The organism is Dechloromonas sp. ZY10 (assembly GCF_041378895.1).
In the GTDB taxonomy this organism is placed as follows: domain Bacteria; phylum Pseudomonadota; class Gammaproteobacteria; order Burkholderiales; family Rhodocyclaceae; genus Azonexus; species Azonexus aquae.
The window spans coordinates 3,274,143-3,299,934 of the sequence record NZ_CP144212.1 but is presented as its reverse complement, the minus strand read 5'-3'; the positions used below and the strand labels follow the sequence as shown (position 1 = coordinate 3,299,934).

Annotated in this window: 19 protein-coding genes, 7 tRNA genes and 1 riboswitch; of the genes, 20 read left to right on the top strand and 6 right to left on the bottom strand. The window is 61.0% G+C overall.

Features of this window, described 5'->3' with window-relative positions; translation table 11 throughout:
- The first annotated feature begins 9 nt into the window (after positions 1 to 9).
- The 11 genes from paaK to VX159_RS15040 all read left to right on the top strand — a co-directional run bounded on the left by paaK (position 10) and on the right by VX159_RS15040 (position 5,643).
- Entirely contained in the window at positions 10 to 1,335 is a 1,326-nt protein-coding gene (paaK, locus tag VX159_RS15090) for a phenylacetate--CoA ligase PaaK (protein WP_371323690.1), read from the top strand.
- A 90-nt stretch (positions 1,336 to 1,425) separates the two neighbouring features.
- On the top strand, positions 1,426 to 2,631 hold the full coding sequence (gene pcaF / locus VX159_RS15085) for a 3-oxoadipyl-CoA thiolase (RefSeq protein ID WP_371323689.1): 1,206 nt from the start codon (positions 1,426 to 1,428) through the stop codon (positions 2,629 to 2,631).
- A 72-nt stretch (positions 2,632 to 2,703) separates the two neighbouring features.
- The gene (locus tag VX159_RS15080; protein ID WP_371323688.1) at positions 2,704 to 3,849 is read left to right on the top strand and encodes an ABC transporter substrate-binding protein; all 1,146 of its coding nucleotides are present in this window, start codon (positions 2,704 to 2,706) and stop codon (positions 3,847 to 3,849) included.
- 66 nt (positions 3,850 to 3,915) lie between these two features.
- Complete coding sequence (locus tag VX159_RS15075) at positions 3,916 to 4,689, top strand: enoyl-CoA hydratase (protein WP_371323687.1); 774 nt, start codon at positions 3,916 to 3,918, stop codon at positions 4,687 to 4,689.
- Between the two features lie 206 nt (positions 4,690 to 4,895).
- Positions 4,896 to 4,971, top strand: a tRNA-Lys gene (locus VX159_RS15070).
- A gap of 13 nt (positions 4,972 to 4,984) precedes the next feature.
- A tRNA-Lys gene (locus VX159_RS15065) sits at positions 4,985 to 5,060 on the top strand.
- A 40-nt stretch (positions 5,061 to 5,100) separates the two neighbouring features.
- Positions 5,101 to 5,176 (top strand) — tRNA-Gly (locus VX159_RS15060).
- A 44-nt stretch (positions 5,177 to 5,220) separates the two neighbouring features.
- Positions 5,221 to 5,296, top strand: a tRNA-Met gene (locus tag VX159_RS15055).
- 73 nt (positions 5,297 to 5,369) lie between these two features.
- Positions 5,370 to 5,446, top strand: a tRNA-Val gene (locus VX159_RS15050).
- Positions 5,447 to 5,487: 41 nt separating this feature from the next.
- Positions 5,488 to 5,563 (top strand) — tRNA-Met (locus VX159_RS15045).
- Positions 5,564 to 5,567: 4 nt separating this feature from the next.
- Positions 5,568 to 5,643 (top strand) — tRNA-Gly (locus VX159_RS15040).
- A gap of 225 nt (positions 5,644 to 5,868) precedes the next feature.
- Here VX159_RS15040 and metF read toward each other — a convergent pair.
- The 4 genes from metF to VX159_RS15020 form a co-directional block, all read right to left on the bottom strand.
- Complete coding sequence (metF, locus tag VX159_RS15035) at positions 5,869 to 6,693, bottom strand: methylenetetrahydrofolate reductase [NAD(P)H] (RefSeq protein ID WP_371323686.1); 825 nt, start codon at positions 6,691 to 6,693, stop codon at positions 5,869 to 5,871.
- Positions 6,690 to 7,514 carry a TlyA family RNA methyltransferase gene (locus VX159_RS15030; protein WP_371323685.1) on the bottom strand — a complete coding sequence of 275 codons (825 nt, stop codon included), beginning with the start codon at positions 7,512 to 7,514 and terminating at the stop codon, positions 6,690 to 6,692. The genes metF and VX159_RS15030 overlap by 4 nt, the downstream gene beginning before the upstream one ends.
- 87 nt (positions 7,515 to 7,601) lie before the next feature.
- The gene (ahcY, locus tag VX159_RS15025; RefSeq protein ID WP_371323684.1) at positions 7,602 to 9,002 is read right to left on the bottom strand and encodes an adenosylhomocysteinase; all 1,401 of its coding nucleotides are present in this window, start codon (positions 9,000 to 9,002) and stop codon (positions 7,602 to 7,604) included.
- A gap of 108 nt (positions 9,003 to 9,110) precedes the next feature.
- A riboswitch (S-adenosyl-L-homocysteine riboswitch) is annotated at positions 9,111 to 9,182 on the bottom strand.
- 45 nt (positions 9,183 to 9,227) lie between these two features.
- Positions 9,228 to 10,424 carry an HD-GYP domain-containing protein gene (locus VX159_RS15020; protein ID WP_371323683.1) on the bottom strand — a complete coding sequence of 399 codons (1,197 nt, stop codon included), beginning with the start codon at positions 10,422 to 10,424 and terminating at the stop codon, positions 9,228 to 9,230.
- Positions 10,425 to 10,519: 95 nt separating this feature from the next.
- Here VX159_RS15020 and VX159_RS15015 point away from each other — a divergent pair, with 95 nt between their 5' ends.
- Both VX159_RS15015 and VX159_RS15010 read left to right on the top strand, forming a co-directional pair.
- A complete protein-coding gene (locus VX159_RS15015) occupies positions 10,520 to 12,691 on the top strand; it encodes an EAL domain-containing protein (protein WP_371323682.1) in 2,172 nt (723 codons plus the stop codon).
- Entirely contained in the window at positions 12,688 to 13,128 is a 441-nt protein-coding gene (locus VX159_RS15010) for a bacteriohemerythrin (protein WP_371323681.1), read from the top strand. The genes VX159_RS15015 and VX159_RS15010 overlap by 4 nt, the downstream gene beginning before the upstream one ends.
- 81 nt (positions 13,129 to 13,209) lie before the next feature.
- On the opposite strand, the gene metK is transcribed toward VX159_RS15010, so the two are convergent.
- Complete coding sequence (gene metK / locus VX159_RS15005) at positions 13,210 to 14,373, bottom strand: methionine adenosyltransferase (protein ID WP_371323680.1); 1,164 nt, start codon at positions 14,371 to 14,373, stop codon at positions 13,210 to 13,212.
- A gap of 160 nt (positions 14,374 to 14,533) precedes the next feature.
- On the opposite strand from metK, the gene VX159_RS15000 reads away from it, so the two are divergent.
- From VX159_RS15000 to VX159_RS14970, 7 genes are all read left to right on the top strand, one after another.
- Positions 14,534 to 15,385: a lysophospholipid acyltransferase family protein gene (locus VX159_RS15000; RefSeq protein ID WP_371323679.1), complete on the top strand. Its 852-nt coding sequence runs from the start codon at positions 14,534 to 14,536 to the stop codon at positions 15,383 to 15,385.
- Positions 15,382 to 16,257, top strand: a complete 876-nt coding sequence (locus VX159_RS14995; protein WP_371323678.1) for a lysophospholipid acyltransferase family protein — start codon at positions 15,382 to 15,384, stop codon at positions 16,255 to 16,257. Before VX159_RS15000 ends, VX159_RS14995 begins: the two co-directional genes overlap by 4 nt.
- Positions 16,254 to 16,760 (top strand): N-acetyltransferase family protein, encoded by a 507-nt coding sequence (locus tag VX159_RS14990; RefSeq protein WP_371323677.1) that lies wholly within the window; start codon positions 16,254 to 16,256, stop codon positions 16,758 to 16,760. Before VX159_RS14995 ends, VX159_RS14990 begins: the two co-directional genes overlap by 4 nt.
- Positions 16,761 to 16,819: 59 nt before the next feature.
- A complete protein-coding gene (gene dapF, locus VX159_RS14985; protein WP_371323676.1) occupies positions 16,820 to 17,650 on the top strand; it encodes a diaminopimelate epimerase in 831 nt (276 codons plus the stop codon).
- Complete coding sequence (locus VX159_RS14980; RefSeq protein WP_371323675.1) at positions 17,647 to 18,318, top strand: DUF484 family protein; 672 nt, start codon at positions 17,647 to 17,649, stop codon at positions 18,316 to 18,318. Before dapF ends, VX159_RS14980 begins: the two co-directional genes overlap by 4 nt.
- Before the next feature lie 23 nt (positions 18,319 to 18,341).
- Positions 18,342 to 19,253 (top strand): tyrosine recombinase XerC, encoded by a 912-nt coding sequence (xerC, locus tag VX159_RS14975; protein WP_371325540.1) that lies wholly within the window; start codon positions 18,342 to 18,344, stop codon positions 19,251 to 19,253.
- 75 nt (positions 19,254 to 19,328) lie between these two features.
- Positions 19,329 to 20,576, top strand: coding sequence for a hypothetical protein (locus tag VX159_RS14970; RefSeq protein ID WP_371323674.1), 1,248 nt, complete (start codon positions 19,329 to 19,331; stop codon positions 20,574 to 20,576).
- A 49-nt stretch (positions 20,577 to 20,625) separates the two neighbouring features.
- On the opposite strand, the gene VX159_RS14965 is transcribed toward VX159_RS14970, so the two are convergent.
- Complete coding sequence (locus VX159_RS14965) at positions 20,626 to 25,755, bottom strand: diguanylate cyclase domain-containing protein (RefSeq protein WP_371323673.1); 5,130 nt, start codon at positions 25,753 to 25,755, stop codon at positions 20,626 to 20,628.
- Between the last annotated feature and the right edge of the window lie 37 nt (positions 25,756 to 25,792).

Below are 25,792 nucleotides of genomic sequence, written 5' to 3'. Positions count from 1 at the left end.
GAGACAAACATGCCCGTCAAGAAGCCCCTACCCGGCGACCTGGAGCCGATCGAAACCGCCAGCCGCGACGAGATTTCGGCCTTGCAGCTGGAGCGCCTGAAATGGTCGGTGCGCCATACCTACGATAACGTCGAGCCGTACCGCCAGAAGTGCATCGCCAAGGGCGTGCATCCGGACGATCTGCAGCGCCTAGAGGATCTGGCCAAGTTCCCGTTCATGACCAAGACCGACCTGCGCGATCACTATCCCTTCGGGCTGTTTGCCGTACCGCGCAACAAGCTGGCCCGCCTGCATGCATCGAGCGGCACCACTGGCAAGCCGGTGGTGGTTGGTTACACCAAGAATGACCTGGATCACTGGGCCAACGTCGTCGCCCGCTCGTTGCGCGCTTCCGGCCTGCGTCCCGGTGACATGGTGCACAACGCCTACGGCTACGGAATGTTCACCGGCGGTCTGGGGGCGCATTACGGGATTGAGCGTGCCGGCTGCATCGCGGTGCCGATGTCCGGCGGCCAGACCGAGAAGCAGGTGCAGCAGATCATGGATTTCAAGCCGGATGCGATCATGGTCACGCCGTCATATTCGCTGGTAATCGCCGAAGAGTTCGAGCGGTTGGGTATCTCCCCCGAGGAAATCTCGCTGAAAGTCGGCATTTTTGGTGCCGAACCCTGGGGGCAGGGCATGCGCGCCGAAATCGAGCGCAAGCTCGGGATCGACGCGATCGACATCTATGGTCTGACCGAAGTGATGGGGCCGGGGGTGGCCAACGAGTGCATCGAGACCAAGGACGGCCCGGTGATCTGGGAAGACCACTTCTATCCGGAAATCATCGATCCGGAAACCGGCGAAGTCCTGCCCGATGGCGAAGAAGGGGAACTGGTGTTCACCTCGCTGACCAAGGAAGCCTTCCCGGTCATCCGCTACCGCACCCGTGACCTGACCCGTCTGCTGCCGCCGACTGCCCGCGCCTTCCGTCGCATCGACAAGATCACCGGGCGTTCCGACGACATGCTGATCATTCGCGGGGTCAATGTGTTCCCAACCCAGATTGAGGAGCAGATCCTGCGCGACCCGCGTCTGAGCGGGAATTATCAGGTGGTGGTGACCCGCGATGGGCATCTCGACAACCTCGAAGTGCGTTGTGAGTTGCAGAGTGCCCAGTCCAGTGCCTTGACGCCGGAGCAGGTACAGGCGGTGGGTAAGGAGCTGCAGCACCGGATCAAGACAATTATCGGCGTCACCACCCGGGTGACGGTGATGGAATTCGATTCGATTCCGCGTACCCAGGTCGGCAAGGCCCGCCGCGTTCTCGACGAGCGGCCCAAGCAACAGTAGTTGGTTGCTAGTTGTTTTGCCGGGTGGGGCCAGGCCCTTGCCCGCTGACGACTGGCTGCCTTTCGGCTAATAACCAAGGACTAGCAACTCATGACTCAAGCTTTTATCTGTGACGCGATTCGTACTCCGATTGGCCGTTACGGTGGTGCCCTGGCCGGGGTGCGGGCCGACGATCTCGGCGCCATTCCGCTCAAGGCGCTGATCGAGCGCAATCCGCAGGTGGACTGGGCGGCCGTCGAGGACATCATCTACGGCTGCGCCAACCAGGCCGGTGAGGACAACCGTAACGTCGCCCGGATGTCCGGCCTGCTGGCCGGCCTGCCGGTCGAGGTGCCGGGCACCACGGTCAACCGCCTGTGTGGCTCGGGAATGGACGCGGTCGGGCTGGCCGCCCGCTCGATCAAGGCCGGCGAGACTTCGCTGATGTTGGCCGGTGGGGTCGAGAGCATGTCGCGGGCACCGTTCGTGATGGGCAAGGCGGAAACTGCCTGGTCGCGCCAGGCCTCGATCTATGACACGACCATCGGTTGGCGCTTCCCCAATCCGCTGATGAAAAAGCTCTACGACACGCATTCGATGCCGCAGACGGCCGATAACGTCGCCGAAGAGTTCAGTATCAACCGTGCCGACCAGGACGCCTTCGCGCTGCGCAGCCAGCAGCGCTGGGCGGCGGCCGATGCGGCAGGACGTTTTGCCGATGAATTGACTCCGGTGCTGATCCCGCAGAAAAAAGGCGAGCCGCTGGTGGTCGACCGTGACGAACACCCGCGCCCGGAAACGACGCTGGCGCAGCTGGCCAAGCTCAAGGGCGTCAATGGCCCGGAGCTGACGGTGACCGCCGGCAATGCCTCCGGGGTCAATGATGGCGCTTGCGCCTTGCTGATTGCCTCTGAAGCTGCCGCCGGCAAGTACGGCCTGACGCCGCGCGCCCGCGTGGTCGGCATGGCGAGTGCCGGCCTGGCACCGAGGATCATGGGCTTTGGTCCGGCCCCAGCGGTGCGCAAGGTCTTGGCGCAGACCGGCTTGCGGCTTGAGCAAATGGATGTGATCGAACTCAATGAGGCTTTTGCTGCACAAGCACTGGCTGTGCTGCGCGACCTCGGTCTGGCCGACGATGCGCCCCACGTGAATCCCAATGGCGGAGCGATTGCGATGGGGCATCCCCTCGGGATGAGCGGCGCCCGTCTCGTGACGACTGCCTTATACGAACTGCAGCGGCGCAACGGTCGTTACGCCTTGTGCACCATGTGTATCGGCGTCGGGCAGGGAATTGCGATGGTGATTGAGCGGATTTGATCTTGCATTTCATTTTTTCGGAATTCGTTACATAATCCGAAATACTAATATCTTAACGGAGGAGACAACCCCATGAAGCAGACCATCAAGAAGCTTGTTGCCGGCGCCGCCCTGGTGCTGGGTGCCTTTGGTGCCATTGCTGCTGATCCGATCAAGATCGGCTCGGTCCTGTCAGTCACCGGTCCGGCCGCTTTTCTGGGCGACCCGGAGCTGAAGACGCTGCAGCAGTACGTCGAGGAAATCAACAAGAAGGGCGGCGTGATCGGCCGGCCGCTGCAGCTGGTGCATTATGACGATGGTAGCGATGCCAACAAGGCCAACGGTTTTGCCAAGCGCCTGATCGACGATGACAAAGTCGATGTGATGGTGGGCGGCACCACCACCGGCGCAACCATGTCGATGGTTCCACTGGTCGAGAAGGCGGGGGTTCCCTTCATTTCCCTGGCCGGTGCCGTGGTTATCGTTGAGCCGGTCAAGAAGCACGTCTTCAAGACCCCGCATACCGACCGTATGGCAGCCGAGAAGGTTTTCGAAGACATGAAGAAGCGTGGCCTGACCAAGGTTGCCCTGCTTTCCGAGACCTCCGGCTTTGGCCAGTCGGGCAAGAAGGAAACCGAAGCTGTTGCCGCCAAATACGGGATTACCCTGGTCGCCAGTGAGACTTATGGCCCCAAGGATACCGACATGAGCCCGCAGCTGACCAAGATCAAGAACACCGCCGGGGTGCAGGCCTTGTTCGTTTTCGGTCTGGGACAGGGGCCTGCGATTGTGACCAAGAACTTCAAGCAACTCGGCATGAGCTTGCCGCTGTATCAGTCGCACGGCGTCGCATCCGAAGAGTTCATCAAGCTCGCCGGCCCGGCCGCCGAGGGGGTTCGCCTGCCGGCCTCGGCACTGCTGGTGGCCAACAAGCTGGACAACAAGGACCCGCAGAAGCCGGTCGTGGTCGGCTACAGCAAAGCCTTTGAAGAGAAGTGGAAGACCGATGTGTCGGCCTTCGGTGGCCACGCTTACGATGGTCTGATGATCGCTGTCGATGCCATCAAGCGTGCCGGTTCGACCGACAAGGCCAAGGTTCGCGATGCGATTGAGGCGACCAAGGGCTACATCGGTACCGGTGGAGTCGTTAATATGTCGGCCACCGATCACATGGGTCTTGATCTTTCGGCATTCCGCCTGCTCGAAATCAAGAACGGTGACTGGTCGCTGGTCCAATAACAGAAATCATTCGACTTGGGCCGCCGGGGGCAACCTCGGGCGGCCTTTTTTTTGGAGAACACACAGATGACGCAAGTCGTTTTAACCGAAGTCCACGGCAAAGTGGGCCTGATTCGCATCAACCGTCCGGAAGCCCTGAATGCGCTGAATAACGATGTGGTGGATGGTATTGCCGCCGCTGTCGATACCTTCGAGGCCGACGAAAACATCGGGTGCATCGTGCTGACCGGCAGCGAAAAGGCCTTTGCTGCCGGGGCCGATATCGGCTTCATGAAGGACTTCGATTACATGCACGCCTACAAAACCGACTTCATTACCCGCAACTGGGAGCGGATCAAGACCGCCCGCAAGCCGGTGATCGCAGCGGTGGCCGGCTTCGCGCTCGGCGGTGGCTGTGAAATGGCGATGATGTGCGACATGATCTTTGCCGCCGATACCGCCAAGTTCGGCCAGCCCGAAATCAAGCTCGGCACCATGCCCGGTGCCGGCGGTACGCAGCGCCTGCCGCGCGCGGTCGGCAAGGCCAAGGCGATGGACTTGTGCCTGACGGCCCGCATGATGGACGCAGCCGAAGCCGAGAAGAGCGGCCTGGTCGCGCGCGTGATCCCGGCCGAGCAACTGCTCGAAGACACCCTCAAGGCGGCGCAGACCATTGCCGGCTTCTCGCTGCCGGTGATCATGATGATCAAGGAGTCGGTCAATCGTGCCTACGAGTCCTCGCTCAACGAGGGCTTGCTCTTCGAGCGCCGCACCTTCCATTCGGCCTTCGCGCTGGAAGACCAGAAGGAAGGGATGTCTGCCTTCGTCGAAAAACGCAAGCCGGTGTTCAAGAACCGTTAAGCGACTCGACTACGGTCAACCGTGCAAAAAGCGGAATTTGCCGGTTGCGACTACTAACGGCGTGCTCTGGCGATGGCTGGGCGCGCCGTTTCTATTTGCTGCAGCGAGCTTGTCGCGATGGGTTTCTCGCAGTTTTTGAGAAAATGCGTCAGAAAGTGTTGACTCGCCCCTGTGGTCTGTCTATAATGCTTGCTTTCCGGCGGCATGGGTCGGTAGCTCAGTCGGTAGAGCAGCGGACTTTTAATCCGTTGGTCGCGAGTTCGAATCTCGCCCGACCCACCAAGCTTGCGGAAATGGGGCGTTAGCTCAGTTGGTAGAGCAGCGGACTCTTAATCCGTAGGTCCACAGTTCGAATCTGTGACGCCCCACCAGGATTTGGTAATCGGCTGAAGCCGGTTCAAGCAGTACAAAGCGGCAGTAGCTCAGTTGGTAGAGCGATACCTTGCCAAGGTATAGGTCGAGAGTTCGAGACTCTTCTGCCGCTCCAGTTTATCTGGAGCGTTGTTGTAAAAGTGCAGCGCGCCAATCGGGCGCGGGGTGGAGCAGTTGGCAGCTCGTCGGGCTCATAACCCGAAGGTCACAGGTTCAAGTCCTGTCCCCGCAACCACAGATTCAAGCATCTGGCCCCGGTCAACGGGGCCTTTGCTTTTAAGTCGTAGCGCAGTTGGCTGCGACGGGATGCGTCCCTAGCTCAGTTGGTTAGAGCGCCACGTTGACATCGTGGAGGTCAGCGGTTCGATTCCGTTGGGACGCACCAGCGTGTTCTCGGTTTGCCTGTGCTTGCAGGCAGCCATCGGGCGCGGGGTGGAGCAGTTGGCAGCTCGTCGGGCTCATAACCCGAAGGTCACAGGTTCAAGTCCTGTCCCCGCAACCACGAAGCGGCAGTAGCTCAGTTGGTAGAGCGATACCTTGCCAAGGTATAGGTCGAGAGTTCGAGACTCTTCTGCCGCTCCATTTCCTCCCCCAGTATTCCCCCCCGCCTCCTGTTTGCTTGCCCCTGCGCTCCCGTGTCGTTTCTGGGTGGCTGTCGGCTGGTATCGCTGCGCCTGGTTCTATCCGTGCTTGCAGTCGCGCTTTATCGTTGGCGCGAGATGGTTTGGCCGGGCAGAAAGTAAAAAGCCCATCGGCAGCGATGGGCTTTTTACTTTCTGCCACGGTCGACCGTGGAAATCAGCCTTTTCAGCCGAGGCGGCGGCAGATTTCGGTGGTCAGTGCGGCCTGGTTCATGCAATAGAAGTGGAGGCCGGGGGCGCCGCCCTGGAGCAGGCGTTCGCAGAGTTCGGTGACCACGTCGAGGCCGAAGGCGCGGATTGAGTCGCTGTCGTCGCCGAAGCTTTCGAACTTCTTGCGCATCCAGCGCGGGATGTCAGCGCCGCAGGCGTCCGAGAAGCGGGCCAGCTTGGTGAAGCCGACGATGGGCATGATCCCGGGGGTGATCGGCACGTCGACGCCGAGGGCGCGGGCTTCATCCACAAAATGGAAATAGGCGTCGGCGTTGTAGAAGTACTGCGTGATCGCCGAGTTGGCACCAGCCTTGACCTTGCGCGCGAAGGCTTCGAGGTCATCCTTCGGGCTCTTGGCCTGGGGGTGCCACTCCGGGTAGGCGGCGACTTCGAGGCTGAAGTGGTCGCCGGTTTCGGCACGGATGAATTCGACCAGTTCGTTGGCGTAGCGGAATTCACCGGTTTCGGCCATACCCGAGGGCAGGTCGCCGCGCAGGGCGACGATGCGGCGGATGCCGGCCTCCTTGTATTCAGCCAGGATTTCGCGGATCGACTCGCGGCTGGAGCCGATGCACGAGAGGTGCGGTGCGGCGTCGAAGCCTTCGGCGGCGATTTCCTTGACCACGGCGAAGGTGCGCTCGCGGGTCGAGCCGCCGGCACCGTAGGTGACCGAGAAGAACTCGGGCTTGAGTTCCGCCAGCTTCTGGCGCGTCGCGCGCAGTTTTTCGATGCCTTCGGGCGTCTGCGGCGGGAAGAATTCGATGGAGATTTCGGTTTTCATTGGTTCAGCCAGATGAAGAATTCACGGTTGCCGTCGCCGCCCGCAATCGGGCTGTTCAGCCAGGCTTTTACGGTCAACCCGAGATTTTGCGCAAAATCGCGGAGCTTCTGCTCAACTTCGGCGTAGAGCGCCGGGTCGCGGACGATGCCGCCTTTGCCAAGATTGCCGGGGCCGACCTCGAACTGCGGTTTGACCAGCAGCAGCATTTCGCCGTCGGCGGCCAGCAGCGGCGGCAGTTGCGGCAGGATCAGCGTCAGCGAGATGAACGAGACGTCGCCGACGATCCGGTCGAAGCCGCCGGGAGGGAGCGCCGGGCCGAGATCGGCCGGGCTCAGATGGCGGCAATTGACGCCTTCGATTGCAGTCAGGCGCGGCTCGGTTTTCAGCCGTGGGTGCAGTTGACCGTGGCCGACATCGACTCCGACCACCTGCGCCGCACCGGCCTGCAGCAGGCAGTCGGAAAAGCCGCCGGTCGATTGCCCAACGTCGAGGCAGCGGAGCCCCGCCACGCGCATTCCGCTTTCTGTCAGCGCCCCGGCCAGCTTGAGGCCGCCGCGCGAGACGTAGCGGTCGTCGGCGTCGGCGACCACGCTGAGCGCGGCGTCCGGCGGCAACGACAGCGCGGCCTTGTTGAGCACGGTGCCGTCGAGCAGCACCCGGCCGGCTTCGATCAGGCGCTGCGCAGCGGTGCGCGATGTGGCCAGGCCTTGCTGGACGAGCAAGGCATCGGCGCGCAGCATGCCGCCACGGTCGACCGGTTTTTTCGCCGGTTTTTCGTCGCGCGGCTTGCCTTGCCGGGCGTGGAAGGAGTTCATGCTCATGTGGGTTGTCAGGTGTTGGCGGTCAGCGATGAATAGAGAAGGGAAGAATTGAACTCTTCCCCTAAGCGCCGACCGCCGGCCGCCAGATCAATAGCGGTAGTGATCGGCCTTGTACGGACCTTCCACCGGCACGCCGATGTAGTCGGCCTGCTGCTGCGTCAGCGTCGTCAGTTGCACGTTGAGCGTCTTCAGTTGCAGGCGGGCGACCTTCTCGTCCAGATGCTTGGGCAGCGTGTACACGCCGACCGGGTATTCGCCGGTCTTGGTGAACAGCTCGATCTGGGCGATGGTCTGGTTGGCGAAGGACGAGGACATCACGTAGGACGGATGGCCGGTGGCGCAGCCGAGGTTCACCAGGCGGCCCTTGGCGAGCAGGATGATGCGCTTGCCGTCCGGGAAGATAACGTGATCGACCTGCGGCTTGATTTCTTCCCACTGGTACTGTTCCAGCGAAGCAACGTCGATTTCGTTGTCGAAGTGGCCGATGTTGCAGACGATGGCGTTGTTCTTCATCTTGACCATGTGGTCGTGCTGGATGACGTGGAAGTTGCCGGTAGTGGTGACGAAGATGTCGGCCTTGTCGGCGGCGTATTCCATGGTCACGACGCGATAGCCTTCCATCGCGGCCTGCAGGGCGCAGATCGGGTCGATTTCAGTGACCCAGACTTGTGCCGACAGAGCGCGCAGGGCTTGCGCCGAGCCTTTGCCCACGTCGCCGTAGCCGCAGACGACGGCGATCTTGCCGGCAACCATGACGTCGGTGGCGCGCTTGATGCCGTCAACCAGCGATTCGCGGCAGCCGTAAAGGTTGTCGAACTTCGACTTGGTGACGGAGTCGTTGACGTTGATCGCCGGGAACTTGAGGTCGCCACGGGCGTGCATCTGGTACAGGCGATGGACGCCGGTGGTGGTTTCTTCGGTCACGCCCTTGATCTGGGCCAGACGCACCGAGTACCAGGTGGGATCGACGGCCAGCTTGGCCTTGATTGCGGCAAAGAGGATGGTTTCTTCTTCGGAGCCCGGCTTCGCCAGCACGGAGATGTCCTTTTCGGCCTTGGCACCGAGGTGCAGCAGCAGGGTGGCATCGCCACCGTCGTCGAGGATCATGTTCGAATAGCCACCGTCGGCCCATTCGAAGATGCGGTGGGTGTAATCCCAGTAGTCGACCAGGGTTTCGCCCTTGACGGCAAAGACCGGGATGTTGGCGGCGGCGATGGCGGCAGCCGCATGGTCCTGCGTCGAGAAGATGTTGCACGAGGCCCAGCGGACTTCGGCGCCGAGCGCGGTCAGCGTCTCGATCAGCACGGCGGTCTGGATGGTCATGTGCAGCGAGCCGGTGATGCGCGCGCCCTTGAGCGGCTGAGTCTTCGCGAATTCTTCGCGAATGGCCATCAGGCCCGGCATTTCACCTTCGGCGATCTTGATTTCCTTGCGACCCCAGTCGGCAAGGGCGATGTCAGCGATGACGTAGTCTTTGAATTCAGCCACAGCGAGCTCCTTCGATTGAACTGTGTGGCCGGAACGGGGCAAAAAGAGAGGCTCGAATGACGTGCCCACCCGTATGCTGCCCCGTGCCCGGCACGGATTGGAACAATGATCGGGTGAGCGCCGTTTTTGCACCGAGCCTGGGGCGAACGTTTTTGTCCGCCCTGCAGCGCCCCTCGGAAGTTTTGGATTATAAACCGGTTTTTTGCCGGCCGGCAGCAAGCGTCGTCAACCGGCCTCGCCGACCCAGTACCGGTCGATGTCCTTGATTCCCCATTTGCTTGCCTCCTCGCGGCCGGCGATCTTCTCCGGGCTGCGCGCCAGGTCGACCACCTCGGGCGGGATATAGGCTTGCGACTTGGTCGAGTAGAACACCTTGACCTTCGGCGTCAGCAGGGATTTCTCACCCTGCTCGATGACCACGCCGAGCTTGCCCGAGGCCAGCCGGACCAGCGAGCCGGTCGGGTAGATGCCGAGGCTCTTGACGAAAGCCTGGAATACCGCCGGGTCGAAATGTCCCTTCCATTCGGCCATCCGCTTGATCGACTCGGCCGGGTCCCAGCCGGCCTTGTACGGGCGGGTCGAGGTGATCGCGTCGTAGACGTCGCAAACGGCCCCCATCTTGGCGAACAGGCTCATCGTTTCGCTGTTCAGACCCTTGGGGTAGCCGCTGCCATCGACCTTTTCGTGGTGGTGCAGGCAGACGTCCTTGGTGACTTCACTGATGCCCTTGCCTTCGAGCAGCAACTTGTGGCCCTCGGCCGGGTGGGTCTTGACGATGGCAAATTCTTCGTCGGTCAGCTTGCCCGGCTTGTTGAGGATTTCGTTCGGAATCATCGCCTTGCCCAGGTCGTGCAACAGGCCGGCCATCCCTGCCTCGCGGGTCTGTTGCTCATCGAGGCCGAGTTGGCGGGCGAGGGCGATCATCAGCGCGCAGACCGCGACGGAATGCATGTAGGTGTAATCGTCGGCGGTCTTCAGGCGGGCCAGACTGATCAGGGCCCCTGGGTTGCGCAGCACCGAGTTGGAAATTTCTTCGACCAGCGGCGCGGCGGCCTCGGCCTCGATGGCCTTGCCCATGCGAGCTTCCTGGAACATTGAAACGACCGCTTCGCGGCCTTTGGCGACAATCTTCGAGGCACGCTTGATTTCGTCTCCCATCGAGGATTTTTCGATGGCGGCGGGAGCGGGGGGCGGCGGCGGAAGTTCCTCGACCTCGTCTGAGGAGAGTTCGGCGGCGATATCGAGGCCTTTCGCGGAATCGATCCACACCTCGCGCACCGGACAGTCCTTGATCTGCGCCAGGTCCTTGGGGTCCTCGAGAACGAAGCGGGTGCGCCAGAACGGGTGGTCGAGGTAGGAACCGCAAAAGGCATGCAGGTGCATGCCGAGCGTCAGGTCTTCTGTTTTGATCTTTTTGAGCACTTGGCAAACTCTTGGGGGCGTCCAACTAGGTAGTATTATCTAACGTTGAAGCTGAAAATTCTTTACCACTGTTTGCTTAATGAGGGATCGCCCAGTTGTTGCTTGACGCTAGCCAGCAAATTGATCCGGAAAGCCCGGTCGGACCCTGGTCGCCGTTGTTCACCGCGCGGATGAGTTCGGTCTTTGAGACGATTCAGGAAGGTATCCAGTTCTGGGATCGCGAAGGGCGCTTGCTTTTTGCCAATACCGCGAGCCTAGAACAAGTGGCGAATGACGAACTGGTGGCTCCCGGGGTGCATTGGTTGCAGTGGATGCAGTTTTGCTTATCCGAGCAGGGTGCTTATTGTCGCCCCGAAAGCTTTCCCGTGGCCCGGGCGCTGGCCGGCGACCCGGGGGTTGGTAATCTGCTGGTCAGGATCATCCGCAAGGACGATACCCACCGCTGGGTCCGCTTCAATGCCCACGCAATGTTCGATGATGCCACCGGTGAGCAGGTCGGGGCGGTCAGCAGTACGGTCGATGTGACCTTGCTGGTCGAGCAGGAAAGGCGTTTGCAGCACGACGCACATTACGATGCGTTGACCGGGCTGCCGAACCGGGTGTTGCTGGCCGACCGGATGCGCCAGGCGATTGCCCGGGCCCGTCGCTCCGGGGAGTGGTTGGCGGTCTGCCTGATGGATCTGGACGGTTTCAAGGCGGTTAATGACACGCTTGGGCATGCAGCCGGCGATCAACTGCTGCAGGAGATCGCCCGCCGGCTGGGGGACGTGCTGCGGATTGAAGATACCGCTGCCCGCCTGGGTGGTGACGAATTTGCCTTGCTACTTGGCGGGATCAAGACCTCCGGGGCTTGCGAACAGGTGCTGCGGCGCATCCTGGAGGCAGTGGCCACGCCTTGCCGGATCGGCGGGCACGAAGCCCGGGTCTCCGCCAGCATCGGCGTGACGCTGGCACCGCAGGATCCTTCAGATGCCGATCAGTTGTTACGGCACGCGGATCAGGCGATGTACCGCGCGAAGCAGTCGGGGAAAAACCGCTTCGATATCTTTGATCCAATGCTCGAGTCCAAGGCCCGGGCCAATCAGGGCTTACGTCGCAAGATCGAGCAGGCACTTGAGCGGGGAGATTTTTGCCTCTACTTCCAGCCCAAGGTCGATTGCAGGCGCGGTCGGGTACTTGGTCTGGAAGCCCTGATTCGCTGGAATCATCCGGTACTCGGGGTGCGTACGCCGGCAGAGTTCCTGCCCTTGATCGAACATGACGAAATGATTGTCCGTTTGGGCGAGTGGGTGCTGGATGAGGCCCTGCGGCAGTTGCAGAAACTGCACGCTGCAGGGCACCCGGTTTCGATCAGCGTCAATATCTCGGCCTATCATTTTCAGCATGGGCAGCTTGAGGAACGCCTGGGCGAGTTACTCGGCAAATATCCCGAGGCGTTACTGGCCTTTCTCGAAATCGAAATTGTTGAAACTGCCGCGCTTGAGGATGTCGGGCAAGTGGTGCGCCTGATTTCCCGTTATCACGCCGGCGGCCTGCGCTTTGCGCTCGATGATTTCGGGACGGGCTATTCATCGCTGGTGCATTTGAAACATTTGCCGGTCGATGTGCTGAAAATTGACCAGACATTTGTGCGCGACATGTTGGGTGATCCTGGCGATCTGGCGATCGTGCAGGGGGTGATCGGACTGGCGAGCGCTTTCCGCCGGCAGGTGGTGGCCGAAGGGGTTGAAAGTATCGAGCATGTATTACTGCTCCTGGCGCTGGGCTGCGACATCATGCAGGGATATGGAATTGCCCGACCGATGCCGGCCGAGCGTTTATATGAGTGGCTGGACGAGTTTTGCCCGGATCCGCGCTGGCGGGTTGCGGGGACGGGCTATCCCAGTCATGCTGATTTCCAGTTGCTGCTGCAGGAGACGGCGCATCGCCACTGGTTCGAGCGTTTGCAGGCAGCAGCCAGTGCCGGCAGGACTGATGCGTTGCCCTGTCTTGAGCATGCAGCCTGCCGTATGAGCCAGTGGTTTGCCGATCCCCGCACTCGCAAGCAGTTTGCCGCCTCGCAGCGCTTCAAGGCGCTGGAGGTCTTGCACTTTGAGGTGCATCGGCTGGCTGGACAGTGGGCGGCCGCGCCGATGACTGACGGGGGATGGGCGGCCCTGATCGCGGCGCATGGCGATTTCATGCGATTATTGGCTCAGTTTCGGCAGGCTCAGGTACGCCGGCATGCCAAACAACAGAAAAGTGTCGTGTCAGGAGGGGGGAAATGAGCGTGCAAAGCCGTCTCGAATGGGGGGAAGCGTTGATGACCGGGGTGCCGGAGATCGACGAACAGCACATGATTCTGGTGCATACCTTGAATGAAGCTGCCGAGCGCCTTGGGCGCGAGTGTTCGGCGGAAATTCTCGGGCAGATCACTCAGGATTTGCTGGGCTATGCCTTGTATCACTTCGATACCGAAGAGGAGTTGATGCAGCAAAGTGGCTACAGCGAACAGGATGCGGCAATGCAGGCGCTGCATCTTGAGCAGCACCGCAATTTTTCGGCCAAGGTGGTTTCGATTCGCGAGAATCTGAAAGCGGGGGTTTTGATCACTCCGGATGATCTGATTGCTTTCCTGAACCAGTGGCTGGTTGATCACATCATGAACACCGACAAAAAGCTGGCTGCTTTCCTGCTGGCCGGAAAAGCGCCTTCTGCCGGTTGAGCGATGAAAAAATGGCGCCCTGATTTGGGGCGCCATTGCGGGAGGAGGGCCGTACCGTCCGGCCATGTCCCCGGTGGTGGTTCAGAGGCCGGCGTCGTTGCGCAGCAGGATGGCGCGGTCGGTGGCTTCCCAGGAGAATTCCGGCTCTTCGCGGCCGAAGTGACCATAGGCTGCGGTCTTCTGATAGATCGGACGCAGCAGGTTGAGCATGTTGACGATGCCCTTCGGGCGCAGGTCGAAGTGTTTCTTGACCAACGCGGTCAGGGTTTCGTTGCTGACCTTGCCGGTACCGAAGGTGTCGACCATGATCGAGGTCGGGTGCGATACGCCGATTGCATACGAAACTTGCACCAAGCACTTGGAGGCCAGGCCGGCGGCGACGATGTTTTTGGCGACGTAGCGGCCGGCGTAGGCAGCGGAACGGTCGACCTTGGACGGATCCTTGCCCGAGAAGGCACCGCCGCCATGCGGCGCGGCGCCGCCGTAGGTGTCGACGATGATCTTGCGGCCGGTCAGGCCGCAGTCGCCCTGCGGGCCGCCGACGACGAAGCGGCCGGTCGGGTTGACCAGATACTTGATGTCGCCCTTGACCAGTTCCTTCGGCAGCACCGGTTTGATGATTTCTTCGATCGTCTGCTCGCGCAGGTCTTCCAGGCTGATTTCCGGCGAATGCTGGGTCGACAGCACCACGGTGTCGATGCAGTAAGGCTTGCCGTCGACGTACTTGATGGTGACTTGCGACTTGGCATCCGGACGCGCCCAGGCCAGGCGGCCGTCCTTGCGCAGCAGTGCTTGGCGCTCAACCAGGCGATGGGAGAGATAAATCGGCAAAGGCATCAGCGACGGGGTTTCGTCGCAGGCGTAGCCGAACATCAGACCCTGATCGCCGGCGCCCTGATCAAGGTTGTCGTCGTAGGCCTTGTTCACGCCCTGGGCGATGTCCGGGCTCTGCTTGTCGTAGGCGACGAGCACGGCACAGCCCTTGTAGTCGATACCGTAATCGGTGTTGTCGTAGCCGATGCGCTTGATCGTGTCGCGGGCGACCTGGATGTAATCGACGTTGGCGTGGGTGGTGATTTCGCCGGCAAGGACGACCAGGCCGGTGTTGCACAGGGTTTCGGCGGCAACCCGGGCGTGCGGATCCTGCGCCAGGATGGCGTCGAGGATGGCATCGGAAATCTGGTCGGCGACCTTGTCGGGATGGCCTTCGGAAACGGATTCCGAGGTGAAGAAGTATTCGCTCATGGCGGGCTCCAGCGGTCCTTCGGTACTGCGTTACCGGCTTCGGACCAGGAGCGGGTGACGCTTTAGCGGATTTTCTGAATCGCCCCGCAAGTTGTCTGTTTAACTCGGCGATCCGATAATAATAAACTTTTCCTTGCAGCATTCAACCCCCAGGGGCTTCATGGTCTTACTGTTTCGTCTTCTCGGTCGCCTGCCGTTGTGCGCTTTGCACTGGCTGGGCGCCGCATTGGGTCTGCTGGCCTATCTGTTGTCGCCCACCTATCGCCGCCATCTATGCGAGAACCTGGCGCAAGCCGGACTGGCACAAACCGTGAGCCGCTTGCAGGTGGCGCGCGAAACCGGCAAGCAGATGCTCGAACTGGCGCGTATCTGGGGCCGCACTCTGGAGGAGGCTTTGCCTCTGGTGGCGGAGGTCGAAGGGCTGGCCCTGGTCGAAGCGGCGCGAGCTTCGGGCAAGGGCATCGTGTTCCTGACGCCGCATCTGGGCTGTTTTGAAATTACCGCGCAGTATTTGTCGGCTTTGTCGGACATCACCGTGCTGTATCGGGCACCCAAGTCGGCGGCGCTGCAAACCTTGATTCTGCAGGGACGGCAGCGGCCGCAATTGCATTTGGCACCGGCTGATTTGTCGGGTGTCCGCGCCTTGATCAAAGCTCTGAAAAAAGGCCAGATGGTCGGGATGCTGCCGGATCAGGCGCCCAAGACTGGCGAAGGTGTGTGGCTCGATTTCTTCGGTCGCCCAGCGTACACGATGACGCTGGCTGCGCGCTTGACTGAAACCGAGGCCGTGACCTTGCTGGTCTGGGGCGAACGCTTGTCCGGCGGGCGCGGGTTTCGCGTACGCTTCTCCGAGCCTGGTCAGCCGCTTCAGGGGGATACGGTGGCGCGGGCGGCGCAGATCAATCGTGAAATTGAGCAATTGATCCGGACTTGCCCCGAGCAATATTTGTGGGGCTACAACCGCTACAAGCAGCCGGGTGGTGCCGAGCCCCCGCCGGGAGCTGCGGCGTGAAAAAACTGGCAACGTATTGCGGACTGGGTTTGCTGTGGTGGTTACATTGGCTGCCGCTGCGCTGGCTGCGCGCCCTGGGGGCGGCTCTCGGGCATCTTTTGTACCGTTTTGGCCGTGAGCGGCGGCAAGTGGCACTGACCAACCTGCGCCTGTGTTTTCCGACCTTGAGCGAAGTTGACCGTGAACAACTGGCGCGGCGGCATTTTGTTGCCTTTGCTCAGGCCGTACTTGATCGTACGCTGGGCTGGTGGGCGCCGCGCTGCCGCCTCGAACGCCTGATTCGCCTGCGTGGGGGCGAGCATTTGCGTTCTGCTGACGGGCGGCCGACGATCCTGCTGGCGCCACATTTCGTCGGCCTCGATGCTGGCGGTACGCGGATGACGATGGAGACGCCGGTATGCAGCGTCTACTCGAACCAGAAAAACCCGGTCCTGAACCGTTTGCTGTATACGGGGCGGATGCGTTTCAATCCGTCGCAGCTGGCATCCCGCCAGGAGGGGCTGCGCAAGGTGGTCAAGTACCTGAAGGAGGGTTATCCCTTCTACTATCTGCCGGATATGGATTTCGGGCCGAAAGAATCGATTTTTTCATCCTTTTTCGGGGTGCAGGCGGCTACTATCCCGGCATTGTCGCGGCTGGTTCGCTTGACCGGTGCCCGGGTCGTGCCCTGCATCACGCGCCAGGTGGCTGACGGTTACGAGGTCGAGTTGCAGCCGGCCTGGGAAAATTTTCCCGGAGCCAGCATCGAGGCTGATGCCGAGTTCATGAACCGCTTCATCGAGTCTGAAGTCCTGAAAATGCCGGAACAGTACTTCTGGTTGCACAAACGTTTCAAAACCCGGCCAGCCGGAGAACAGAGGTTTTACAAATGAGCGCAACACCCATCGATATCACTATCCGTCCGATCACGCCGCCCGACGTTCCGGCGATTGCCGCGCTGGCCCGCGAAATCTGGCAAGCCAGCTATCCGGGGATCATCACCCAGGAGCAGATCGATTTCATGCTTGAGCAGCGTTATGGCCACGAGCGCCTCTACGATGACCTGGAAGATGCCGACAAGTGGCTGGATCAGGCGCTGGTCGGCGAGCGCCGGGTCGGCTTTGCCTTCAGCGAATTGCGTAAGGGCGAGTTCAAGCTCGACAAGCTCTACATCCATCCCGATGTGCAACGGCGAGGTGTCGGTGGGCAGATGATCGAGCATGTGGCGGCCCGGGCGCGCAAACTCGGCTATCCGGCTCTGGTGCTGCAGGTTAACAAGCGCAATACCAAGGCGATTGCCTCCTACCAGAAATACGGGTTCGTGGTTCGTGAGACTACCGTCGAGGATTTGGGCCGTTATGTGATGGATGATTTCGTGATGGAGAAAAAGCTTTAATAATTTGAGGCAAGTGACTGTCTCTGTTATTCTTTTTCTTGTCAAAAACGGAGGGAAAAGTGAAGCTCAAATTCTCCAAGATGCATGGGCTGGGCAACGATTTCGTCGTCCTCGACGGGGTTCGCCAGAATGTTTCGCTGTCCCCGGAGCAACTTTGCTACCTCGCCGACCGGCATTTCGGCGTGGGCTGCGACCAAATCCTGCTGGTCGAACCGGCCGCGCAGGCCGGGATTGATTTCCGTTACCGGATTTTCAATGCCGATGGCGGTGAGGTTGAACAATGCGGCAACGGTGCCCGCTGTTTCGTCCGCTTCGTCCACGAGCAAGGCCTGACCGACAAGCGCGAAATCCGCGTCGAAACCCTGAAGGGGATCATTGCCCCGCGCCTTGAGGCCGATGGGAGTGTCACGGTCGACATGGGCGAACCACGGTTTTTGCCGGCTGAAATTCCGTTCCTGGCGGATGAAGATGTGATCATTCATCTCCTCGATGTTGCCGATGAGACGCTGGAAACTACCGTGGTCTCGATGGGTAATCCGCATGCCGTACAGGTGGTGGACGATGTCGAGCGGCACCCGGTCGAACGACACGGACCGTTGATCGAACGCCATCAGCGTTTTCCCAAGCGGGTTAATGCGGGATTCATGCAGATCGTCGACCGGCACCAGATTCGCCTGCGCGTGTACGAGCGTGGTTCGGGCGAGACGCTGGCCTGCGGGACCGGTGCCTGTGCTGCTGCCGTGGCCGGGATTCGGCGTGGCTTGCTCGATTCCCCGGTGCGAGTGTCGACCCGGGGTGGCGATCTGACCATCGCCTGGGGGGGGCCGGGACGCCCGGTGTTGATGACCGGTCCGGCGGTGACCGTATTTACTGGAGAAATCGAACTATGAGCGCTCTCTTTCCTGAAGAAGTGGCCGATTATCTGCAAAGCAACCCCGGTTTCTTCGAGCAATACGCCGATCTGATGGCACAGATTTTCGTCCCGCACCCGCACGCCGGGCGGGCGGTGTCGCTGGTCGAGCGGCAAATGCTGACCCTGCGCGAGAAGAATCGCCAGTTGGAGTACAAACTGGCTGAGTTGATTACCTACGGCGAGGAAAACGACGCCATCAGCGAAAAGGTCCACCGCCTGTCGGTTGGACTGATTGCGGCGGAAACCTTCCAGGCGGTGATCCACCTGCTGAATTTCCACCTGCGTGACGATTTCGCGGTGCCGCATGTGGCACTGCGCTTGTGGCACAAGCCCGAGGGGATCGAGGATTTGCCGGAGTTCGCTGCGGTCAGCGAAGAACTACAGGTTTTCGCCGAAACCCTGAGTCGACCGTATTGCGGCTCGACCGCCGGCTTCGGAACCCAGTCCTGGTTCGGCGAGCATGCACCACACATCCGCTCGCAGGCGCTGATCGCGCTGCGTAACGGCGGTGGCACGATCGGGTTGGTGGCTCTGGGCAGCGAGGAGGCGCAGCGCTTTTATGCCGACATGGGCACGCTGTACCTTGAGCGCCTGGGAGAGATGGTTTCAGCCGCTCTGGCCCGCGTTACCCGCAGCATTCTTTGAGCAGGCCTCCTGTGCCGGTTCCGGTGGCAGAGGACCAGCATCCCGAAGCACCGCTGGCCACCGCCTGGCTGGCGGCCTTGGCCGAGCAGCGGCGCTGCTCTCCTCACACCCTGAGCAGTTATCGGCGGGATTTGTCCGCATTGCTCGGGCTGGCTGCAGCCACTCCGCTGGCACAGATTGATGTTTTCCTGATACGTCGCTGGCTGGCGCAGTTGCACGGCGGAGGGCTCGGCGGCCGTAGCCTGGGCCGAATGCTTTCGGCCTGGCGCGGGTTTTTCGCCTGGCTCGGCCGGCAAGGCCTGGTGGCAGCGAATCCCTGCGAGGGGGTCAGGCCGCCGAAGTCGCCCCGGCGCTTGCCCAAGGTGCTAGCCGTCGACGAGGCCGCACGGCTGCTTGACGTGAGCAGCCCCGACGATCCTCTCGAGGTGCGCGACAGCGCGATGTTCGAACTGTTTTACTCCTCTGGCCTGCGATTGGCCGAATTGGCCATGCTTGATCGTAGCGAGGCTCTGCGGGTGCTGGGTGAAGGCGAGTTGCGGGTTCTCGGCAAGCGGGCCAAGGCCCGGCTGGTCCCGGTCGGACAAGCGGCGCGGGTAGCGTTGGCGGCCTGGTTGCCGTTGCGCGATGGATTGGCCGTTGCCGACGAAAACGCATTGTTCGTCGGTCAGCGCGGACAGCGTCTGGGGCCTCGGTCAATCCAGTTGCGCCTTGCCCGGCGGGCGCTGATGCAAGGCCTGCCGCAGCACGTGCATCCGCATATGCTGCGGCATTCTTTTGCTTCGCATGTGCTGCAGTCATCAGGTGACTTGCGGGCGGTCCAGGAAATGCTCGGCCACGCCAGCATTGCCTCGACCCAGGTCTATACCCATCTCGATTTTCAGCACCTGGCGGCGGTGTATGACCAGGCGCATCCCCGTGCCCGACGCAAAGGCTGATGCAAAAGGCGTATCGCCAAGCATTTTTCTTCTGTAACAATGGGTCTTTACCACCGGTTGTTCAAGGAGGCAAATGTGTTCCCCGTGCAAACCCGATCAGCCAGCCGCTGGTTGTTTCCGCTGTTGTTGTCCCTCGCGGTGCTGCTGCCGAATGCCGCGATCGCCAAGTGTGAGGATTGGCCGCAATACAGCTATATCCTCGAAGATATCGACGAACTGTATCCGGCAATTAACTCCGCCGCGATGAACGATGCAGATCGGCGTGCTGCCGTTGCTGCCAGTGTGCAGTTTTATCTGCAATCCTCCCTGGCTCGCGATCAGATCGCCTACTGTGAATTAAGCGTCAAGCCCGACAGCAAGATCAGCCGCTACTCGGTCAGTTTCCGCTCAAGTGCCGCCGCCGCCGCCCAGTATCCGGTAGCCCACCCGCAGTGGCTGAGCAATGGCCGTTTGGGTTTGCAAGGCGTGCGTAGCTGCCAGCTGGATGCCGCGTGCTGGCAGCCGACCGGGGGGCAACTGCAATGCGCTGCGCCATGGCAGTTTTATTTGCCACTCGGTTTGCCAATCGTGCAGCAGAAGTTGCTGATGCTCTTGCATTATCCCCCCTACGTTTCCATGCAGCAGTCCGATTATCTGAATAACGCCACATTGAATCGGTGGCAGCGTTTATTGACTACGGTGGGGGTGGCCAATGCCGATACGGCTCTGTATTCGACTATTGTCGATATTTTTCCGATCGCTGCCCCGGGTAGTGGCGAAAGCGGGTGTTTCAGCACCGCATCGGCCGTCCAGTATTTCAGCAGCCAGGGCGCGGGATATGTGCCGGGGATGCTTTCTGGCCTCGCCCTGGCGGTCGATACCGTGACGACGCTGCCGGTGATGGTATTTGGTGCCGAGGCTTTGGGCTACTGGCGTGCGGCCTATCCTGCGGCCCCGATCGGGGTGAACCAGGCTGGTGCCACGGCATTGGCTGCGGGGGGGCTGCAGACCCCCTATGCGGGAGCCAATCATCCGATTGCCGCGGTATATCAGACGTGTTCGTCGACACCCGGATTGATCAAGATGGAGCAGCAGGACTTGGCCAGCGCCTGCTTTGCCAAGAGCATGGCGGCAACGCCGGGAGCTGTTCCGGCCCAGGTCGCCGAGCAGTGCAATGGCCAGTACCTGAGCAGTGCTCCCAGCGTCGAGGTGGCCAATCAGGTTTGTGCGATGGCGGTGGTGGACAAGAGCCCGCAGCTAGCTCCCTGGAGCGTTGCCAAGGCCCGGGCCTGGTGTGCTGCCAATCAGAACCAGGCGTGCCCGTTGCCCGATTATTCGAAATAGCTTGCGAAGGGGGGGCAGCCCCCCTCTTGGGCGCCGGATCAGTGGGCGGTCAAGGCTCGAGCGAGTCCCGATCCGCTGCGGTCGGCGGCCAGTCATGCTGCCCGCTGTTCGCAACAACCAGATTGCGCCCTTGTGCTTTGGCCTCATAAAGCGCACGGTCGGCGTTCTCGATGATGTCGCTGAGGCGGCAGTCGGAGCTGACTTGCCGGGTATGGCAGCCGACACTGATGGTGGCGATCCCGTAGCTGGCATTGCCGGCATGGGGAATGGCCAGGGCCAGAACGTTCTGACGCATGCGCTCGGCCAGTCGCTGAGCCTCTTCGCTCTCGATGCCCGGCAACAGCACGACAAACTCCTCGCCGCCGTAGCGGGCCACCAGATCGCTGCTGCGGGAAAAGACCTGACGGATTTCGCCGGCCACTGCCCGCAGACAATCGTCGCCGCAGACATGACCGTAGATGTCGTTGTACCGTTTGAAGTTGTCGAGGTCGCAGATCAGCAGCGACAAGGCCTGGCCTTCGCGGGCGCAGCGGCCGATTTCATAGTTCAGGCGTTCTGCGAGGTGGCGGCGGTTGGCCAGGCTGGTGAGACCGTCGGTATTCGCCAGTTCCTCCAGCTTGCTGTTTGCCGTGTGCAGTTTGGCATAAGCGGACTGCAGTTCGCTGTTTAACTGCTCTTGCGTGGATAGCGAGTCGCGCAACTCGCGGGTGCGTTCTTCGACTTTTTCTTCCAGGCCGCTGTAGAGCAGTGCATTTTCGATCGAAATCGCAGCCTGGGCGGCCAGCAAGCGGAGCAGAGTCAGCCGGTTGGCGGCAAAGGTGCCGACAGTCAGGTTGTTTTCGAGGTAGAGCATGCCGAGCAGCTTGCCTTGGCGGACAATCGGCTCGCAGAGGATGGAAATCGGACGCTCGCGCAGAAAATATGGGTCGCGCGAAAAAACGCTGCGATCGCGGGCATCATCGATGACCAGCGATTTCTGGGTGCGTCCAACATACTGGATCAGGGTGCGGGGGACCGGCAGGTCGGATTGCTCATCCAGTGGTCGGGATAACAGACTGACCTCAATGTCCCGGTCGGAACAGCCCACCGCTTCGATCGAAAATTCGCCATGCTGTTGCAGGATCAGCGCTGCCCGTTGGGCACCGGAGTTCTTGATCGCAATCCGCAGTAGCATCCGGGTCAGTGCCGGCAGCATGATTTCGCCTGAAATTGCGAGCGAGGCCTGGCTGGCAGCTTCCAGATCGAAGCCTTCGCTGCCGTGCAGGGTGCTGCGGAACGACAGGTGGGTTTCGGTCGAAGGGCGAATGTCGTTTTGCGAGAGGCCCAGCAATTCCATCGGGTATTGCTTGCGCAATTGGATGACCTTGGCTTTGGCGCCCCACGCCTCGTAGGTCTGGATGGCCTGGCGCAAATAATGGGCAGCCAGGCGCGAACGCTTGCGCGAACGATGGAAGCCAGCTGTTAATTCGAGCGCCAGGGCTTCCTCGTGCAGGAAACCGTGTTCCCTGGCTACATCGATCGCCTCTTCGTAGTGAAGCAGCGCGCTTTCATATTGTTTGTTCAGACGCAACCGTTCTGCCTCGACCAGCAGCCATTGATGGCGGTGGTTACTCGGTGCGTATTGGGCGCTGTGGGCCAGTTTCTTCTGGTTGGCAGCAACGTGTTGCTGGACGGCACTTTCGTTCGCCTGTGGCGACTGCATCAGCAACAGGGATTCGAGGAAATGGAACAGGGTATGGGCGTACATGCCGGTTCCGGCATTCAGGCGAATTCTGGCTTCGTGGGCGTAATCATTGGCTTTCTGACCTTCTCCAAAATACACCGAGAGCATGGTTTTGGCGCAATAAAGCAGAAAGAGCGTACTGTGGTCGCTGGCGGCCAGGTGCTTCTGGATCTCGCCGCGTTCGTCGTAGGCCGAGCCTGAAAGAACGGTAGCGTTGTCGCTGGGGGCGGCAAAGTTGAGCGCCGTTTGCCACCAGATGGCATGCCAGTAGAGCGACGAGCCGAGTTGAAAGCGGGTCAGGTCGCGGTGGGCAAGACCCATCTCGGGCAGCAGTTCGGCCAGGGGCGTGCCGCAATGGAGGCGCGCCTGCATTTCATTGTTGCGGGCATACGAGGCGTATTCGAAATCCCCTTTTTCCAGCGAGATGGCGTAAGCCTGCTGCAACAAGGGTAGTGTTTTGCGCAGGTGATGCTTGTATTTCAGGACAATCCAGCCAACAAAAAACAGCGGCTGTTGCAAGCGCAGGCCGTGTTTTTTCGCCAGTTCGATCGCAAAATCGCCAAAAACGACGCCAGAGTCGATGTTGTTGAGCAGTGCGCTTTCGGTGATTCCCCACCAGCTCAGCCCGTAACCGGCATTGGGCGAGTAGCCGTGAGTCAGCGTGTCGCGCACCATCTGGAACACGACCTGAGCGAGCAGGTCCGGATAGGTCCAGTAGGCCGGCGGCAGCAACAAGCCTAGCAATTCCATGGTTTCGAGCTGGCGGCGGTCGGTCATTGCCGGCAGGGCATGCAGGTCGGTAAACGATTTGCTGCGGATGGCCAACCGGGTCTGCATCAGCTTGAGCAGATTGCGCAGCTTGCCCGGGGTCTTGTCGAGCTTGCAGCCGAGGCGCTTCAGAGCGGCCAGGCCAACGTCCACAGCTTCTTCCAGGCGGTTCTGGACTACGTAAGCCTGCAGGCGAATCTTGCTGGCGGCAATCAGCGCAAAGGTTTCGCTGACATGCGCCAGATATTCGTCCAGCCACTGCTCCATCAGCACATAATCCTTGCACAGCAGGGCACTGTCAGCGGCGCTCAACAGCAGGGTTTCGGTTTCGCTGCGTTGCTCCTGCCAGCAATTCTCCTCGCGCAGGTCGAGTGCCTGCCGGAGGTAACTGAGGGCGGTCGCCTGGTCGGCTGCCTGCTTGGCCTTTTCGCCGGCCAGGAAGTTGATTTTGCGGAGTTCGCTGCGCCCGGCCCTTCCTTGAATCAGGCGCCGGCCGGCGTTGTACTGGTTGGCAATATCGAAAATGCTGTATTCGTGATCCTTGTCCTGTTTGCCGCGTAGCCAGATTTCGGCGATCCGGAAGTGGGTCTGCTCGCGGGCCTCGGGTTCGATCAGGCTGTATGCGGCCTGGCGGACCCGATCGTGCACGAATCGGTAATGCACCTGGCTGCGGTTGTCCTTCTGCTGAGCGTAACGGTAGGCAGAGCCGATTGGCAGCAGCACACCCTCGTGCAGGGCCGCTTCAAGATAGTTGGCGACGATGTAGGGTGGCTCGCCGAGCAGTCGGGAGAGCGTTCCGAGGCGAAAACGATCGCCCAGGCAAGCGGCCTTGAGAATGGCCTTCTGGGTGCTACCGGGCAGATTGCGAATGCGTCTGACCATCAGGTCGATCACATTGCCCGAAATTTCTGCGGCCAGAATCTTTTCCCGATCGCATTGCCAGCGGCGCTTGTTACGGTTGAAATACAGGGCTCCGCCTTCGTGCAGGTCGGTCAGCAACTGGGTCAGGAAGAATGCGTTGCCATGCGTCTTTTCATAGAGCAGGTCGGCTAGTCCCTCGCACTCGGCGTGTTCTCCCAGCGTGTCGTTGACCATTTGCGCCACGTGTTCCGGGCGCAGATTGTCAAGTTTCAGGCTTTCGATCGGGCAGCCGGAACGGGCGACATCCGCCAAGGCCGCGTGTAGCGGATGCGTTGAGTCGACCTCGCTGTCGCGATATGCACCAATCAGCAGCAGGTGATCGGCGCCGCCGCTGAGAATGAAGCGGAGCAGCGCCAGCGAGCCGGCATCAGCCCATTGCCAGTCATCAATGAAGACGACCAGCGGATGCTCTGGCTGGCAGATCGCCCTGATGAAATTGCCGAAGACATAGTTGAGGCGGTTTTGCGCCTTGTCGCCATCAAGTTGCGGTATTTCCGGCTGGGGACCGATGATCAGCTCGATCGACGGAATGACATCGGTGAGTACCCGCCCGAGGGGGCCGATGCTTTCCAGGATCAGTTCCCGCCACCGTGCGAGAACGGCATCGTCTTCCTGCAGCAGCAGGTTGCACAATTCTTGAAACGCCTGGGTCCAGGCTGAAAAGGGAATGTCGCGTTGGTACTGGTCGAATTTTCCGACGATGAAATTGCCTTGCTGCTCCGTCAGCGGCTTGTACACCTCGCGCACCAGCGCGCTCTTGCCAACCCCGGGGGAGCCGAGTACCAACAGCAGCGAGGCTTGTCCGGCATTGGCGTTGGAGCAGGCGGAGAGGATGGTGGCCACTTCCTCGCTGCGACCGTAAAGCTTCTGCGGCAGCTGGAAATGGGTCGGGGCGTCGCCTTCGCTGAGCAGGAAATCGGGGATGCTGCCCAGGCTGCGGTGTGCGGACAGGCAGATCTGCAGGTCGTGCAGGACGCCGTCTGCACTCTGGTAGCGGTCATCGGCCATTTTCTCGATCAGGCGCATGATGATCCGCGACACCATCGTCGGTACCCTCGGATGGACCTGGTGCGGTGGCGTGGCCGGTAATGCAATGTGGGCGTGGATCAGTTCGATCCCTTCGCGCTCGGTAAATGGCCGGGTGCCGGCAAAAAGTTCGTACAGGGTGATGCCCAGGGAATACAGGTCGGCCCGGTAGTCGAGCGGACGGTTGATGCGGCCAGTCTGTTCGGGGGCGGTGTAGGCAAGCGTTCCTTCGAGTTGCTTCGGGCTCAGGAAACCCTGGGTTTCCTGTGCCAGTTGCGAGGCGATGCCGAAATCGATCAGGCGTACATCGCCTCTGCTCCGGTTCCAGATCACATTGGCCGGGTTGATGTCCTTGTGGATGATCTGGGCTCGATGCACTTCGCTCAGGGCGCGGGTGATGGCAATGGCCAGTTCGAGCGACTGTTGCAGGCTGAGATTGGTTTGCTTCAGTATCCGGTCGAGCGATTCGGCGCCGATGTCTTCGGTGACGATCGTCAGCGAACCGTTGATGTCGATCAGGTCGAGTGGCTTGATGATCCCCGGCATTTCGCCAAGCAACTGCAGCAACTGGTATTCGCGTCGGTGCCGGGGCAGCGACTCCGGGGACGGGTGGTCGTCGCTGAGGATTTTCAGGATCACCGGCAGGCCGTCGTGAATCCGGCGGGCGCGATATACCCGGGTCTGCCGGTTATCGTGCAGTTTCTCGATAAGCTCGAATTCGGAGCTGGCGAAAGCCGTCATGGGATGGCCCTGTCGGGAAATGGCGGCTGGCGGGCCG